The organism is Micromonospora sp. NPDC050397, from assembly GCF_044901685.1.
Classification (GTDB): Bacteria; Actinomycetota; Actinomycetes; order Mycobacteriales; family Micromonosporaceae; genus Micromonospora_G.
In genome coordinates, this window is sequence record NZ_JBJDPS010000010.1 from 97,068 (window position 1) to 112,057 (window position 14,990).

Annotated in this window: 17 protein-coding genes and 1 pseudogene; 11 read left to right on the plus strand and 7 right to left on the minus strand. The window is 69.8% G+C overall.

Going from position 1 to position 14,990, the window contains the following annotated elements; translation table 11 throughout:
• Positions 1-131: 131 nt before the first annotated feature.
• Complete coding sequence (locus ACI2K4_RS26690; protein WP_404515390.1) at positions 132-1,136, plus strand: type IV toxin-antitoxin system AbiEi family antitoxin domain-containing protein; 1,005 nt, start codon at positions 132-134, stop codon at positions 1,134-1,136.
• 62 nt (positions 1,137-1,198) lie between these two features.
• Here ACI2K4_RS26690 and ACI2K4_RS26695 read toward each other — a convergent pair whose 3' ends face one another.
• The 3 genes from ACI2K4_RS26695 to ACI2K4_RS26705 all read right to left on the minus strand — a co-directional run bounded on the left by ACI2K4_RS26695 (position 1,199) and on the right by ACI2K4_RS26705 (position 3,804).
• The gene (locus ACI2K4_RS26695; RefSeq protein ID WP_404515203.1) at positions 1,199-2,578 is read right to left on the minus strand and encodes a glycine--tRNA ligase; all 1,380 of its coding nucleotides are present in this window, start codon (positions 2,576-2,578) and stop codon (positions 1,199-1,201) included.
• Positions 2,579-2,849: 271 nt separating this feature from the next.
• Positions 2,850-3,326 carry a hypothetical protein gene (locus ACI2K4_RS26700; RefSeq protein WP_404515392.1) on the minus strand — a complete coding sequence of 159 codons (477 nt, stop codon included), beginning with the start codon at positions 3,324-3,326 and terminating at the stop codon, positions 2,850-2,852.
• A 136-nt stretch (positions 3,327-3,462) separates the two neighbouring features.
• Entirely contained in the window at positions 3,463-3,804 is a 342-nt protein-coding gene (locus ACI2K4_RS26705) for an antibiotic biosynthesis monooxygenase family protein (protein ID WP_404515205.1), read from the minus strand.
• Between the two features lie 27 nt (positions 3,805-3,831).
• Between ACI2K4_RS26705 and ACI2K4_RS26710 the strand changes: the two genes are divergently transcribed.
• The 7 genes from ACI2K4_RS26710 (at position 3,832) to ACI2K4_RS26740 (ending at position 8,415) form a co-directional block, all read left to right on the plus strand.
• Entirely contained in the window at positions 3,832-4,089 is a 258-nt protein-coding gene (locus ACI2K4_RS26710; RefSeq protein ID WP_404515207.1) for a DUF6703 family protein, read from the plus strand.
• Between the two features lie 122 nt (positions 4,090-4,211).
• The gene (locus ACI2K4_RS26715) at positions 4,212-5,162 is read left to right on the plus strand and encodes a metal ABC transporter substrate-binding protein (protein WP_404515209.1); all 951 of its coding nucleotides are present in this window, start codon (positions 4,212-4,214) and stop codon (positions 5,160-5,162) included.
• Positions 5,163-5,326: 164 nt separating this feature from the next.
• Positions 5,327-6,079 carry a metal ABC transporter ATP-binding protein gene (locus ACI2K4_RS26720; protein ID WP_404515393.1) on the plus strand — a complete coding sequence of 251 codons (753 nt, stop codon included), beginning with the start codon at positions 5,327-5,329 and terminating at the stop codon, positions 6,077-6,079.
• A complete protein-coding gene (locus ACI2K4_RS26725; protein ID WP_404515395.1) occupies positions 6,076-6,969 on the plus strand; it encodes a metal ABC transporter permease in 894 nt (297 codons plus the stop codon). The genes ACI2K4_RS26720 and ACI2K4_RS26725 overlap by 4 nt, the downstream gene beginning before the upstream one ends.
• Positions 6,970-6,985: 16 nt before the next feature.
• Entirely contained in the window at positions 6,986-7,306 is a 321-nt protein-coding gene (locus tag ACI2K4_RS26730; RefSeq protein WP_404515211.1) for an ArsR/SmtB family transcription factor, read from the plus strand.
• A 16-nt stretch (positions 7,307-7,322) separates the two neighbouring features.
• Positions 7,323-7,733 (plus strand): Fur family transcriptional regulator, encoded by a 411-nt coding sequence (locus ACI2K4_RS26735; protein ID WP_404515213.1) that lies wholly within the window; start codon positions 7,323-7,325, stop codon positions 7,731-7,733.
• Positions 7,734-7,809: 76 nt separating this feature from the next.
• On the plus strand, positions 7,810-8,415 hold the full coding sequence (locus ACI2K4_RS26740) for a hypothetical protein (RefSeq protein WP_404515215.1): 606 nt from the start codon (positions 7,810-7,812) through the stop codon (positions 8,413-8,415).
• 28 nt (positions 8,416-8,443) lie between these two features.
• Here the strand turns inward: ACI2K4_RS26740 and ACI2K4_RS26745 are convergent, their stop codons facing one another.
• On the minus strand, positions 8,444-10,621 hold the full coding sequence (locus ACI2K4_RS26745; protein ID WP_404515217.1) for an acyl-CoA dehydrogenase family protein: 2,178 nt from the start codon (positions 10,619-10,621) through the stop codon (positions 8,444-8,446).
• A gap of 169 nt (positions 10,622-10,790) precedes the next feature.
• The gene (locus tag ACI2K4_RS26750) at positions 10,791-11,315 is read right to left on the minus strand and encodes a DUF6328 family protein (protein ID WP_404515219.1); all 525 of its coding nucleotides are present in this window, start codon (positions 11,313-11,315) and stop codon (positions 10,791-10,793) included.
• 342 nt (positions 11,316-11,657) lie between these two features.
• On the opposite strand from ACI2K4_RS26750, the pseudogene ACI2K4_RS26755 reads away from it, so the two are divergent.
• Positions 11,658-12,345, plus strand: a pseudogene (locus tag ACI2K4_RS26755) (Scr1 family TA system antitoxin-like transcriptional regulator).
• The gene (locus ACI2K4_RS26760) at positions 12,336-12,524 is read left to right on the plus strand and encodes a DUF397 domain-containing protein (RefSeq protein ID WP_404515221.1); all 189 of its coding nucleotides are present in this window, start codon (positions 12,336-12,338) and stop codon (positions 12,522-12,524) included. Before ACI2K4_RS26755 ends, ACI2K4_RS26760 begins: the two are co-directional and overlap by 10 nt.
• 30 nt (positions 12,525-12,554) lie before the next feature.
• On the opposite strand, the gene ACI2K4_RS26765 is transcribed toward ACI2K4_RS26760, so the two are convergent.
• Entirely contained in the window at positions 12,555-12,968 is a 414-nt protein-coding gene (locus tag ACI2K4_RS26765; protein WP_404515223.1) for a VOC family protein, read from the minus strand.
• A gap of 191 nt (positions 12,969-13,159) precedes the next feature.
• On the opposite strand from ACI2K4_RS26765, the gene ACI2K4_RS26770 reads away from it, so the two are divergent.
• On the plus strand, positions 13,160-14,236 hold the full coding sequence (locus tag ACI2K4_RS26770; RefSeq protein ID WP_404515225.1) for a serine/threonine protein phosphatase: 1,077 nt from the start codon (positions 13,160-13,162) through the stop codon (positions 14,234-14,236).
• Between the two features lie 48 nt (positions 14,237-14,284).
• On the opposite strand, the gene ACI2K4_RS26775 is transcribed toward ACI2K4_RS26770, so the two are convergent.
• Positions 14,285-14,986, minus strand: coding sequence for an SMI1/KNR4 family protein (locus tag ACI2K4_RS26775; protein ID WP_404515227.1), 702 nt, complete (start codon positions 14,984-14,986; stop codon positions 14,285-14,287).
• Between the last annotated feature and the right edge of the window lie 4 nt (positions 14,987-14,990).

A 14,990-nucleotide genomic window follows, 5' to 3' on the forward strand; every position in this document is an offset into this window, starting at 1 on the left:
GCACGGGGACCGCGCCCCGCGCGGAGACCATGGCCAGTGCGGAGGTTGGACTGGAGGTTGGACCCGAGACGGCAGCCGTTCCGGGAAATGGTGACGGTGCCGGTTTCGGCACCATTGAGGCAATCTTCGACCTGGAGTCGACCGCGGTACGTCAGCAGCAGATCGTGTCGCGGGCGCAGCTACTGCTCGCAGGCATCGAGGATATGCAAATGTATCGACGCGTCCGGCAGGGCCGCTGGCAACGTCCACTGCCCGGTGTCTATTCACTTGTCACCGGCACCCTGACCGATGAACAGCGCCGGATCGCGGCCGTGCTCTACACCGGGCGGAACGGACAGGTCACCGGTCTGGCCGCATTGCACTGGTACGGCTTCCGGTACGCCCCCAAGACCGATCGGGTCCAGTTGGTCGTGCCGCACCACAACCGCCGAAAATCCACCGGTCACGTGCACGTCGCCCGTGCGCTGACGCTCGACGCGCATGCTCGTGACAACGGTTTGTACCAGGTATGTTCGCCCGCGCGGGCGGTTGTCGACGCCGGCAGGGAGCTACTCGAACTGCGTACCGTCCGGGCGATCCTCGCGGAGGCGATCCAGCGCGACTTCACCGACCTGCCGACGCTCGACGAAGAGATCCGGCGAGCCCGCCGCAGCCGGACGGCGCTGATCCGGAAGGCCTTCGCCGAGGTGATCGACGGCGTACGTTCGTCGCCCGAGGCCGAGCTGCGGGAGTGCCTGGCCGGCAGTCGGGTGTTGCCGGAGATTCGGTGGAACCCGCGGCTCGGCGATAGTACCGGTGCCCATTTGCCGAGTCCGGACGGGTGGATCGACGACGCCGCCATCGCGCTCGAAGTCGACTCGCGCGAGTTTCACTTCACGCCGACCGACTGGGCCAAGACGTTGCGCAGGCACAACGAACTCGCGCGACACGGCGCCCTGGTGCTGCATTTCACGCCGGCTCAAATTCGCCAGGACCCAAATCTGGTACGCCGTACGGTCGAGGACGCCTACCGCTCCCGCCGTGGAGCCCGCCCCCGATGCACCGCATTCCTGCTCGACATCGCCAGCGGCGCAACGGCACCCCCGCCCCGCACCACCACCACGCCCGGCCCACCGCCGCCGATCTCCCGCGAGTAGACCGGGTTAGGAAGGGCCCCTTCCTATACAAAAAACGATAGGAAGGGGCCCTTCCTTACGTGTCAGCAGCCGGGGAGGCGCTCGATCAGGTAGGACTCGACCTGGTCGAGGGAGATGCGCTCCTGGGCCATGGTGTCCCGGTTCCGTACGGTGACCGCGTTGTCGTTCAGCGTCTCGAAGTCGACGGTCACGCAGAACGGGGTGCCGATCTCGTCCTGCCGGCGGTAACGCCGACCGATCGCCTGCGAGTCGTCGAACTCGACCACCCAGCGCTTGCGCAGGGCGGCGCTCAGGTCCCGCGCCTTCGGGGAGAGTTCCGGGTTGCGCGACAACGGCAGCACGGCCACCTTCACCGGCGAGAGCCGGGGGTCGAAGCGGAGCACGGTCCGCTTGTCCACCCCGCCCTTGGTGTTCGGCGCCTCGTCCTCGTCGTACGCCTCGAGCAGGAAGGCCAGCACCGCCCGGGTGAGGCCGGCGGCCGGCTCGATCACGTACGGCATCCAGCGCTCGCCCCGCTCCTGGTCGAAGTAGGAGAGGTCGACGCCGGAGTGCTTGCTGTGCGTGGTGAGGTCGAAGTCGGTCCGGTTGGCGATGCCCTCCAACTCGGAGAACTCGGTCCCGCCGAACATGAACTTGTACTCGATGTCCACGGTTCGCTTCGAGTAGTGCGAGAGCTTCTCCCGAGGGTGCTCGAACAGGCGCAGGTTCGCCTCACTGAGCCCGAGGTCGCGGTACCAGTTCCAGCGCTCCTGGAGCCAGTACTCGTGCCACTGCTCGTCCTGGCCCGGCTCGACGAAGAACTCCATCTCCATCTGCTCGAACTCCCGCGTACGGAAGATGAAGTTGCCCGGGGTGATCTCGTTTCGGAATGACTTGCCGACCTGGGCGATGCCGAACGGCGGCTTCTTCCGCGCCGAGGTCATCACGTTGGCAAAATTGACGAAGATGCCCTGGGCCGTCTCGGGGCGCAGGTAGTGCAGGCCCTCGTCGCTCTCCACCGGGCCGAGGTAGGTCTTCATCAGGCCGTTGAACATCCTCGGCTCGGTGAAGGTGCCCTTGTTGCCGCAGTTCGAGCAGTTGATCTCGGCCAGCGAGGTCGGCGGGCGGCCGTTGCGGGCCTCGAACGCCTCCTCCAGGTGGTCTGCGCGGAACCGCTTGTGGCAGGACTGGCACTCGGTCAGCGGGTCGACGAACGCCTCGATGTGCCCGGATGCCGTCCAGACGTCCCGGGAGAGAATCACGGCGGAGTCGAGGCCGACAATGTCGTCGCGCTGCTGGACCATGGTGCGCCACCACTGGCGCCGGACGTTCTCCTTCAGCTCGACGCCGAGCGGACCGTAGTCCCACGCCGACCGGGTGCCCCCGTAGATCTCACTCGAGGGAAAGACGAAGCCTCGACGCTTGGCGAGACTGACCACGGCATCGATACGGTCGGCAGGCATTTCTCTCCTCCTACGCCGACTGGCGGTCGGCGGGGACGTGTTCGGCGGAGACGTATCCGGCGGAGACGTGTCCGGAACGGGACGACGGCGGGACAACGGTACGGGCACCGATGGTTCGAGCCCAGCAGATTACTCCGCCGGTCCGCCGACCCGACCGGCGCCTCCGACCGCTCGTCCAATCCCGGTCTTCCGACACCGGCCCTCCGAGCCAGGCGTCCGACCCCAGCCTTCCGAGCCCGATGTTCCGCCCCCGGCGTCCGGAGCCGCCTGGTCAACTGATGCCGCAGACCTCGAGCTGACCGGTCCGGCCGTCCTGTGCCAGGCGTACCCGCAGGTCGTCGGAGTTGCCGCTGGCGTAGGTCACGCCCACCGGGACGACCAGGTCGACGGTGGTGCTCACCTCGCCGATCCGGTACGAATCGATCTCTGGCTCCTCGGCCACCCGCTCCTCGAACTCGCGCGGCGACTCGCGTCGCTGGGCGGCGTCGCAGAGCACGTCGTACGCCTTGCCGTACTCCTTGTCGGCGATCGCCTCGAAGTAGTCCCCGGCCACCACCCGGGCCTGCTCGTTGATCGCCTGCCCGCCGGCCACCCCCAGACCGACCACGGCCACCGCGCCGCCGCCGCAGCAGAGCAGCACCGCCAGCCCGGCCGCGCCCAGGCCGAGCCACATCCGGATGGTCCGGCCCTCGGTCGGCGGTGCGGCGAACGGGGGCGTCACCCCCGGTCCCGGCGGCGGCGCCGGCACCGCGCCGGGCAGCAGGGCCGGAGCGGGCGCTGGCAAGGGCACCGGGGTGCCCTCCGATCCGGGCGTCACCGGGTACGGCAGCGGCGGGCCGGCCGGCCCCGGAGTGGTCATGGACGCAAGGGTAGTGCCCGCGATCTCATCGTCGCGGATCAGTGGCCCGGTCACTCGCCGTGATCTCGACCTGGCCGCCCGGTTCGGCGCTGGCCAACGCCTCGTACGCCGACGGCTCGTCCAGCGACTCGGCTAGCAGCGGGGTCGCGTACACCTTCACGTCGAACGCGCCGAGCGCCCGGCGGTAGGTCCCGACGGACTCCCACTCGGTGACCAGCGACCAGTGCCGGGGGTCGTCCAGCGCCCGGAGGAGTTGCCCGCGCAGGTAGCCCGGCCGGGCGGCCAGCGCCACCAGCGCGGCGTGCGCCCGTTCGGTGAAGGACCCGGCGGCGTCCTCGTCGACCACGAACCGGTTTGTCACCAGCACCCGGTGCCTCCTCGTAGAGTCTGTGGGATGCAGCGTACGCAGAGCGTTGTGCTGACCCGACTGGCCCGGGTGAACCCGATTGTGGTGTTGCTCGCCACGGTGGCCGTGACACTGGTGGGACTTCTCGCGCCGGGGATCGTCGGCGGGGCGGTGCTGCTGGCGCTCGCCGCCGGGCTGGTCTGGCTGCTCCGGCTCACCTGGCCGGTGCAGCCCGCAGCGACCCGGCTGTTCCGGCTGTTGATGCTGGTCCTGCTGGTGACCGTAGCCCTGGTCAAGATCCTCTGACCGGCCCCACCGCCTCGAAGGGGCACGGCGAGCGCCGTCCGGCGGGGCGTGGGCAGCCGTCTTGCTCACATGCAAGCATGCGTTTTTGACAATCATTCTCATTCGCGCGGAGAGTAGACGGCATGGTGATCCGCTCCGCCGCCCGTACCCTGGCCGTCACGTCGACCGCTCTCCTGGCCGTCGGCCTCACCGCCGCCTGCGGCGCCGACTCCGGCGGAGGCGGCGGTGCGGACGGGAAGCTGGACGTGGTCGCGGCCTTCTACCCGTTGCAGTACGTCGCCGAGCGAATCGGCGGGGACGCCGTCCGGGTGACCAACCTGGCCAAGCCCGGCGCCGAGCCGCACGACCTGGAGCTGAACCCGGGTCAGGTCGGCCGGATCAGCGAGGCCGACGTGATCGTCTACCTGAACGGCTTCCAGCCGGCCGTGGACGAGGCGGTCGAGCAGTCCGGCGGTGACCGGGCCTTCGACGTGGCCGGGGTGGAGCCGCTGCGCGACGCCGCCGCCGACGCGCACGCACACGAGGGCGAGGAGGCGGCGGCAGAGGAGTCGTCCGGTAAGGACCCGCATGTCTGGCTGGACCCCACCCGGCTCGCCACCATCGCGGACAAGGTCGCCGAGCGGTTCGGCAAGGCCGACCCGGAGCGGGGCGACGACTACACCGCCCGCGCCCAGGCGCTGCGGACCGAGCTGACCACGCTCGACCAGGAGTACGCCCAGGGGCTGGCCACCTGCCAGCGCCGGGAACTGGTGACCGCGCACTCCGCCTTCGGCTACCTGGCCGCCCGCTACCAGCTCGAGCAGGTGGGCATCGCCGGCATCACCCCGGAGGACGAGCCCTCGCCCAAGCGGCTCGCCGAGGTGGCCGACGAGGCGCGGGAGCACGGCGCCACCACGATCTTCTTCGAGACCCTGGTCAGCCCCAAGGTCGCCGAGACGATCGCCCGCGAGGTGGGGGCGAAGACGGCGGTCCTCGACCCGATCGAGGGGCTGCCCGAGGGCGGGGGCGGGGACTACCTTTCGGTGATGCGTACCAACCTCACCGCCCTGAAGGCCGCGTTGAGCTGCTCATGAGCGAACATCTACTGGTGAGCGGAGCAGAACGTCCGACGCTGGTCGGGACGGACCGCCAGACGTCGACCGATGAGGGCCGTGCCGACACCGGCACGGCCCCTCGGGCGTCGGCCGAACAGGCATCGACGACCGAGCAGGCGTCGGCCGGCGACCGGTCCGACCGGGTGGTGGTCGGGGTCGACCAGGTGAAGGTCAACTACGGGGACCGGCCGGTGCTGCGGGGAGTTTCGCTGCGGGTGCGCGCCGGTGAGGTGGTCGCCGTACTCGGGGCGAACGGTTCGGGCAAGTCGACACTGATCCGGGCCGTACTCGGGCTGGTTCCGCTCAGTGGCGGATCGGTCGAGCTCTTCGGCACCCCGCAACGCCGGTTCCGGCAGTGGGCCCGGCTCGGTTACGTGCCGCAGCGGCTCGGAGCCGGCAGCGGCGTACCGGCCACCGTGGCCGAGGTGGTCGCCGCCGGCAGGTTGGCCCGGCGGGGCTTCCTGCGTCCGGCGCGGGCGGCCGACCGTACGGCGGTGGCGAACGCGCTGCGCGCGGTCGGGCTGAGCGACCGTGCCGGCGACCCGGTCGCCACCCTCTCCGGCGGGCAGCAGCAGCGGACCCTGATCGCCCGCGCCCTGGCCGGTCAGCCGGAGCTGCTGATCCTGGACGAGCCGACGGCGGGCGTCGACGCGGCCAGCCAGGAGGCGTTCGCCGGGGCGCTGCGCGATTTTGTCGCCGACGGCGGCACGGTGCTGCTGGTCGCCCACGAACTCGGCCCGCTGGCGCCGCTGATCAGCCGGGCCGTGGTGGTGGCGGAGGGCGGGATCGTGCACGACGGCGCGGTGCCGGAGCCGGCGGGGCACCACGCCGACGACGACCACGACCACGTCCATCCGCACGGTCCCGAGGAGCTACCGGGTTTGTGTATCAAATGAGCCTCTTCCAGTACGATTTCATGCTCCGCGCGCTGGCCGGCGCGCTGGTGATCGGGCTCTCCGCCCCGGCTCTCGGCATCTACCTGGTGCAGCGGCGGATGTCGCTGATCGGTGACGGGGTCGGGCACGTCGCCTTGACCGGGGTCGGGATCGGCCTGCTGCTGAACACCTCACCCGTGCTCACCGCCGTGATCGTCTCGGCGGTCGGCGCGGTCGCCATCGAACTAGTCCGGGAACGGGGCCGCACCTCCGGCGACCTGGCGCTGGCACTGCTGTTCTACGGCGGCATCGCCGGTGGGGTGATGCTGGTCGGCCTCTCCTCGAACCGGGGCAACGCGAACCTGACCTCGTACCTCTTCGGCGCGCTGACCACGACGGCGCCGGAGGACCTGGTGGTGATCGTGGTGATCGCGGCGGTGGTGCTGGTCGCCATGCTCGGCCTGCGCCCGGCGCTCTTCGCGATCTGTCATGACGAGGAGTACGCCCGCGTCTCCGGTCTGCCGGTCCGCGCGCTCAACCTGCTGCTCGCCGCGACCACCGCGATGACGGTCACCATCGCCATGCGTACGGTCGGACTCCTGTTGATCAGCGCGCTGATGGTGATTCCGGTCGCCACCGCCCAGCAGGTCACCCGGGGCTTCCGGAGCACCATGGCGGCGGCCATGGCGCTGGGCGTGCTCGCCGCGGCGGTCGGGGTCTGGCTGGCCGGAACGGCCGACACCGCCCCCGGTGCGACGATCGTGGTGGTCTCGATCGCCGGCTTCCTGCTCGTCGCCCTCGGCGGCGCCGGGTGGCGGGGGTTCCGGCGCCGGTCCGCCTCCGCCACGGCCGCGGAGTCGTCCGGGTCACCCCTGGAACACGTCGCCCCGTTGGTCGAACCCCGGCGATAGTGGTTACCGTTACGGGGTGACGAGCGGAAGCGGGTACGAGGTCTACGAGAGTGCCGGTGAACTCCTGCGGGCGCTCTCCGCTCCGATCCGGGTCGCCATCGTCACCGAGCTGGCCGACGGCGAGCGCTGCGTGCACGAGCTGGTCGAGAAGCTCGGCGCGGCGCAGCCGCTGGTCTCCCAGCACCTGCGGGTGCTGCGGGGCGCGGGAGTGGTCCGGGGCTCCCGCCGTGGCCGCGAGATCGCGTACGCGCTGGTTGACGAGCACATCGCGCACATCGTCGCGGACGCGGTCAGCCACGCGGGCGAGGCGGCCCCGGCCCGGCTCAACGCGAGCTGACCGGCGAGGAGGCGAGATGACCAACGCGGAGACGGAGAGCGGCGGCGCCGTACGCCACACCCGGCAGCGCGGCGCGGTCAGCGCCCTGCTGGCCGAGGTGGCCGGCTTCCACAGCGCCCAGGATCTGCACGGCATGTTGCGTGACCGGGGCGAACGGGTCGGGCTGACCACGGTCTACCGGACCCTCCAGGCGCTCGCCGACGCGGGCGAGATCGACGTGATGCGCCCGGCCGGCGGCGAGCACCTCTACCGCCGGTGCAGCGACGGGCACCACCACCACCTGGTCTGCCGGGGCTGCGGCCGTACGGTGGAGATCGAGGGGCCGGCGGTGGAGAGCTGGGCCGACCGGGTCGCGGCCAAGCACGGCTACGCCGACGTCAGCCACACCCTGGAGATCTTCGGCACCTGCCCCGACTGCGCCCGCTGAACGGGCGACGGTTCGAAGATCTCACGGGTCCTGACGGGCCTCGTGCGCTCGGCCCGGACGTGCAACCCTGTCCGGCGTGAGAATTTACGCCGACCGTTTTCCGAGAGCCGCCCGACAGGTTCTCACCGACCTACTCGTCGTCGCCTGGGTGTACCTGTCGATCCGGTTCTCGATGTGGCTCCACGACCTGATCGAGAAACTCGCCGTACCGGGGCAGAAACTGGAGGGCGCGGGGAACGATCTCGCCCGGAACTTCGCCGAGACGAGCGACAAGATCGGGCGTACGCCGCTGGTCGGTGACGAGCTGACCGCTCCGTTCGACCGGGCCGCCGACGCCGCCCGGTCGCTTGCCGAGGCGGGCCAGAACCAGCAGGAGCAGGTCGGTGACCTGGCCCTCGCGCTGGCCCTGCTGGCGCTGGTCCTCCCGCTGGGCCTGGTGCTGGTCGGGTGGCTGCCGCTGCGGCTGCGCTGGATCCGTCGGGCCAGCGCGGCGCGGGCGATGCGGGCCGCCCCGGCCGGGCGTGACCTGCTCGCCCTGCGGGCGCTGGCGAACCAGCCGCTGCGCCAGCTCGACCGGATCGGCCCGGACGTGGCCCAGGCGTGGCGGCGCGGCGACGATTCCACCGTGGACGCCCTGGCCGCGCTGGAGTTACGGCGCCTGGGACTGCGCGTGAGTCGATAGAGTCGCCACTGTGCGTATCCTGCTGGGCCTACTGAGCGTCCTCCTGCTCCTCTACGCGGCCTTCCTGCTCTGGGCGGCCCAGCGGGGTCGGGGCATCCCCCGGCCGGCGTACCTGCTGCTGATCCCGCTCAACCTGGCCGTGCTCATCCTGGTCATCCTGGTCGTCTGGTAGCCGCCGGTCCGCGTTCTCCGTCCCGCGCTGGGGATCGGGCGGGATCCGGCGGCGTACGTCCGGCACGGTCGCCGGACCCGGTTCCCAGGCGGCCACCCACTCCTGCTCACCGGCCGGGGTGAGCACGCCCTCCTCGACAAACGCGTACCGTCCGGCCAGGATTCGCCGGGCTGCGGTCACGTCGATCGGGTCGGTGTTCTCCCAGAGCGCCTGGAACAGCGCCTCGACCCGGTTGCGGGACTGCCGGCAGAACAGGTCGGCCAACTCCACCCCCTCGGGGCGGCCGTCCCGCTCGGCCTGGGCCCGGACCGAGACCGCCGCCATCGCGAAGAGTTCCGCACCGATGTCCACGATCCGGCCGAGAAACGCCTGCTTGCGTTCGAGTTTGCCCTGCCAGCGGGACATCGCGTAGAAGGTCGAGCGGGCGAGCTTGCGGGAGGAGCGCTCCACGTAGCGCAGGTGCTGGGCCAACGGGCCGAACTCGCCGTACGCCCCGGGTTGTTGTCCCCGACCGACGGCGAGCGTCGGCAGCCACTTGGCGTAGAAGGCGCTCGCCGCGGCGGCGGCGCGGGCCTTGCGACTCAGGCGCACGTCGGGGTCGACGATGTCACCGGCGACGGAGAGGTGGGCGTCGACCGCCTCCCGGGCGATCAGCAGGTGCATGATCTCGGTGGAACCCTCGAAGATCCGGTTGATCCGCAGGTCGCGCAGGAGCTGTTCGACGGCGGCCGGGCGTTCGCCCCGGGCGGCGAGCGAGTCGGCGGTCTCGTAGCCGCGCCCACCCCTGATCTGTACCAGTTCGTCGGCGACCTTCCAGGCCATCTCGCTGGCGTAGAGCTTGACCAGCGCGGCCTCGATCCGGATATCGTTGCGGTCGTCGTCGGCGAGCAGGCAGCAGAGTTCGAGCATGGTCTCCATGCCGTACGTGGTCGCGGCGATGAACGAGAGCTTGGTCGCCACCGCCTCGTGCTCGCCGACCGGCCGCCCCCACTGGACCCGCTCGGCGGACCATTCGCGGGCCACGTTCAGCGACCACTTGGCCGCGCCGACGCACATCGCGGGCAGCGAGAGCCGACCGGTGTTCAGCGTGCTCAGGGCGATCTTCAGTCCCTTGCCCTCGCCCCCGATCACGTTCTCCGCCGGCACCACCACGTCGTGGAACCGGGTGACGCTGTTCTCCAGCCCGCGCAGGCCGAGGAAGGCGTTGCGCCGCTCCACCGTGATCCCGGGCGAGTCGCCCTCCACCACGAACGCGGTGATCCCACCGCGCCGCCCGTCGCCGGCCGGCACCCGGGCCATCACCACCAGCAGGGTGGCCACGGTGCCGTTGGTGGCCCAGAGCTTGATCCCGTTGAGCCGGTAGCCGGTGCCGTCCTCGGTCGGCTCGGCGCTGGTCGCGAGCCGGGCCGGGTCGGAGCCGACGTCCGGCTCGGTGAGCAGGAACGCGGAGACCTCACCGGCGGCGAGCCGGGGCAGGAACCGCTGCTTCTGCTCGTCGGTGCCGAACATCTTCAGCGGTTGTGGCACGCCGATCGACTGGTGCGCGGAGAGCAGCGCGCCGATCGCCGGGCTGGCCGAACCGGCGAGCATCAGCGCCCGGCAGTAGTGCAGATTCGACAGGCCGAGGCCGCCGTACTTCCGGTCGATCTTCATGCCGAAGGCGCCGAGCCGGGCCAGGCCGTGGAACACCTCGTCCGGGATCCGCGCGTCACGTTCGATCAGTGCCCCGTCGACCTCGGTTCGGAGGTAGGTGTCGAGCCGGCCGAGCCACTCCCCCGCCCTGCTCGCCGCGACCGGGTCGGTGCGCGGCCACGGGTCGATCAGGTCGAGCCGGAGCCGGCCGAGGAAAAGTTCCTTGCCGAAGCTCGGTTTGCCCCAGCTCGTCTCCCGGGCGGCCTCGGCAACCTGGCGCGCCTCCCGCTCGGAGACCTGACCGGCCTCCATCGGCAGCGGCCCGATGCCCTCGGTGGAGGTGGTGGGCCCGGGTCCGTCGGCGTCGTCCGCCCCGGGCCGGTCATTCTGCGTCGTGGTCACGGCAACCCCCTGGACGAGGTACGGCGAAAGTCCGCGATGCCCTGCCCGGACAACGCTACTGCGCCCTGTTACCCAGCGGTAGCCTCGACCACGCCCGATCCCGCGTCAACTTCCCGACCAGCCACTCCTTCCGATCGGCCTCTCCGACCGGCCGCCCTCCGTCCCCGCCTCAGCTACCCGGGATCACCGGTGGCACGCCGTCCTCGGCGGCGTCCGTCTCCACGTCCTCGTCGTCGTCGTCCTCGCCCCACTTGCGACGCAGGTACGGCAGCCCGGCCCAGAAGGTCAGGAACCAGACCGCCGTCAGCCCGCTGAGGACAAACGCGATCGGGCGTGGCAGCACGAAGTCGGTGATCAGGAGCACCGAGCTGACCATCGCGATCAGCATGAAAGCGAGCCCGCCGGTGGCCATGCTGTGTGCGAAGAGCACCAACTCGGGCTTGCGGCCCTGGCGGAACAGCGCCCGGTGGAACGCGACCGGCGAGATGATCAGCGCGGTCGCGGCGGCGGCGGCGAGCAGCGCCACCACGTACACGTCCTTTTGGAACTGGCTGGTGTCCGGGAAGCCGTTGCTGAACGGGAGCGTGAGCAGGAACGCGAAGAGGATCTGTACACCGGTCTGCGCGACCCGCAGCTCCTGGAGCAGATCGGCGAAGTTGCGTTGCCAGCGCTGCTTCTCGGTCTCCTTGGACACCACCGGGCCACCTTTCCTTCACGTTTGGTCCGGCCAGCTTTGCCCAGCGCGGGCGTGGACCAAACGTGAGTCAGGTTCACCGGGGTGTGGTGCCGCCCCCTGGATCGTGCCACCGCCAACCGAGTCCAGGGCCGGCGTTCCACAACCACGCCAGGGTCCGGCCGCCCACCCCCACAACCACGCCAGGGTCCGGCCGCCCGCCCCCACAACCACGCCAGGGTCCGGCCGCCCACCTCCACAACCCACCACATTCCCGGTCAACCACCGGCCAGTCAGCCCGCCACACAAACACCGATTCATTAGGGTCGGGCTCCTCCACAAACAATCACAGGAGGCAATGTCATGACCGGTACCCCGATGATGGACCTGATCCGATTCCAGGTACGCCGCCTGCGGACCGCCGCCGGATTGAACCAGGAGGACTTCGGCAAGAAGATCAATTATTCCGGATCACTGGTCAGCTCGGTGGAGGTGGTTCCGCCCCTGGCGGGAGGCCGAGCAGGAGGCAAAACTCTTCCGGACGTTCGAGCCGAGCCTGGTGCCCGGCCTGCTCCAGACCGAGGCGTACGCCCGTGCCGTCATCCTCTCCGGCCGCCGGCTGAGCCCGGAGGAGGTGGACCGCCGGGTTGCCGAGCGGCTGGACCGGCAGTCCATACTCACCCGCGAGGAGCCCGCGCAGCTCATCGCCGTGCTGGACGAGGCGACCCTGCGCCGACGGGTCGGCAGCGCGGCCGTGATGGTCGAGCAACTCGAACACCTGGTCGCGCTCGCCGAGCTGCCGCACGTCGACATCCACGTGGTGCCGTTCGAGGTCGGCGTACACGTCGGCTTGAACGGCCCCTTCGTGCTCGCCGGATTCGACGGCGGCGGCTGGGTGGCCTACCTGGACAACCAGCTTCGTGGTCAGGTCGTCAGCCACCACGGGGACATTGCGACTCTGCAGGAGACATGGGAGCGTATTCGGAGTGAGGCGTTGCCCCACCGGCAGTCCATCGACCTGATCAAGGAAGTGGCGCAGACATGGAGCTGACCGGCGCGATCTGGCGCAAGTCCACCCGCTCGTCCAACGGCGGGGACACCTGCGTCGAGGTGGCCGACAACGTCTCCGGCATCGTCGGCGTACGCGACAGCAAGGACCGCCAGGGTCCGGTCCTGACCTTCGCGCCCCGGGCGTGGCAGACGTTCGTCGCCACCGTCAAGACCCGCTGACCGCTCTCCGCCGCCGGATTGAGCAGCCGGTCAGCCGGATTCCTGGCCGATGTTGACCATCCACGCGACACCGAAGCTGTCCTTGCAGGCGCCGTACTCGTCGCCCCACATCTGCTTCTCCAGTGGCACCGACACGGTGCCACTGGCGGAGAGCTGCTCCCAGTAGCCGTGCAGTTCGGCGGAGTCGTCGCCACTCAGGCTCACCACGATGTTGTCGCCCAGGTTGTGGGCCATCCCCGGCGGGGTGTCGGCGCCCATGATGGTGTAACCGCTGGGCGTCTCCAACTGGCCGTGCATGATCTTGTCGGCGTACTCGGGCGGGGCCGCGTCGAACTGTCCGAAGGTGGTCAGGTTCAACTCGCCGCCGAAGACGCTCTGGTAGAACTCCATCGCCTGCCGCGCGTTGCCGTCGAAGCTGATGTACGGGTTGAGACGGGAGACCATCGACTCCTCCTCGGGCCGTGACCTGGACTTACACCCGCAGGCTAACCCGCCTCCACTCCTCCGGCGCCCGGACACGCAAGGCCACACTCAGGTAAGGAAGGGCCCCTTGTTAACGCATAGCGTTAACAAGGGGCCCTTCCTTACACCAACGGCGGTGCGCGGCGGACGGCTGGGATTCATATGCTGCCGGCATGTCCCATGCCACTCGCTCGCGCGATCACGCCGTCGTCTCCACCGCCCTGGCCCTGCACAGTGACCGGCAACTCGGCCGGCTGGTGGAGACCGCGCCGCCGATCGCCACCGGCATCGGGGGCTCGGCGGTCTCGCTGGAGATCGAGGGCGTACGCGTCTTCGCCAAGCGGGTGCCCCTGACCGACCTGGAACGCCGCCCGGAGAACGTACGGTCGACGGCGAACCTGTTCCAGCTCCCGACCGAGTGTCAGTACGGCGTCGGCGGTCCGGGCTTCGGGGCGTGGCGGGAGCTGGCCGCGAACGTGATGACCACCAACTGGGTGCTGAGCGGGCGCAACGAGAGCTTCCCGCTGATGTACCACTGGCGGGTGCTGCCGGGGGTGTTGCCGACACCGGAGGAGCACGCGGACGTGGAAAGCGCGGTCGCGTACTGGGACGGTTCGCCGGCCGTACGGGAACGGCTCAGGGCGGTCGCCCGGTCGACCGCCACCGTCGTGCTCTTCCTCGAACACCTGCCGCAGACGCTCGACGTCTGGCTGACCGAACGGGTGTCGGCCGGTCCCGAGGCGGTCGAGGCGGCGTGTGCGATGGTGGAGCGGAGCATCACCACCGACGTCGCCTTCATGAACGCGAACGGGCTGCTGCACTTCGACGCGCACTTCCGGAACATCCTCACCGACGGTCGCCGGCTCTACTACGCGGATCTGGGCCTGGCGACCTCGCCCCGGTTCGACCTGTCGCCGGTCGAGCGGGACTTTCTGCGGACGAACCGGAGCCACGACCCGTGTTACGCGGTGACACTGCTGGTCAACTGGCTGGTGGCCAATCTGGCCTCCCGGGTGCCGTTGCGCCCCCGGGAGCGCAACGAGTACATCCGCCGCTGCGCGAAGGGCGAGGAGCCGGTCAACGTACCGCCGGCCGTCGCGTCGGTCATCATGCGGTACGCGCCGGTCGCGGCCGTGCTCAACGACTTCTACTGGAGCATGCACGGGGAGAGCCGGACCACGCCGTACCCGGCCGACGAAATCGAGCGGGTCGGCGCTGAGGCCGGGTTCAAGCCGTGGAAGCTCGACTGACCGACCCGCAGCACCAACCCGCCGCGGCACCCCTCGCCTGCCTCCGCCTTACTCCGCGAACACGACACGCAATCTCTGCCGGCCGACGTCGTCGACCCAGGGCTCCACACCCACGACAGCGGCCTCGTCGGGCGTCGACACCACCGCCGTGTAGATGTCGCCTCCATAGATCATCGCGGTGTAACTCTCGATCTTCACCATGTTCGAGACATCCTCGTATCCGCCCAACAGGAGGGAAGGAGTGAGGACCACATTCTCGCGAGGAGACAGGCGGCCGAATTTGTCGACGCAGGCCACCGCCACCGGGTGCGATGGACTTAGCGCATTCTGCACGATCTCTTGGTCCAAGAAGCGTTCGAATGAATCGAAGATGGGCCGCACACTCAGGAGGTTCACGTCGAGAAGGTAGACAGTGTCCTCGTAGGAACCTCCAGTCCAACGCAGCGCGTACTGATCTCCGAACGCGGTCTCGCCGAACATGAGAAAGGAGGGATCCGCCTTTCCGTTCCAGGCGAATCGCCATCCTTCCTCCTCGTTCCAGGACCGGAGATCCATGTGTCGGTCCTCCCGAATCCCGAAGACGCGGTTCATGCCACTGTGAACCGTGAACCCGTTTGCGATGCGGAGAGCTGCTGCGTAAGCACTCGGCAGCTCTCCCAGGAGCTTCTCCGTTCGATCAGACTCGTCCAGAGCCTGTCCCACGTCTGCGAGATCCAACTCACGCAGACGCCGGAGATCGTTTCCGCTCATCGCA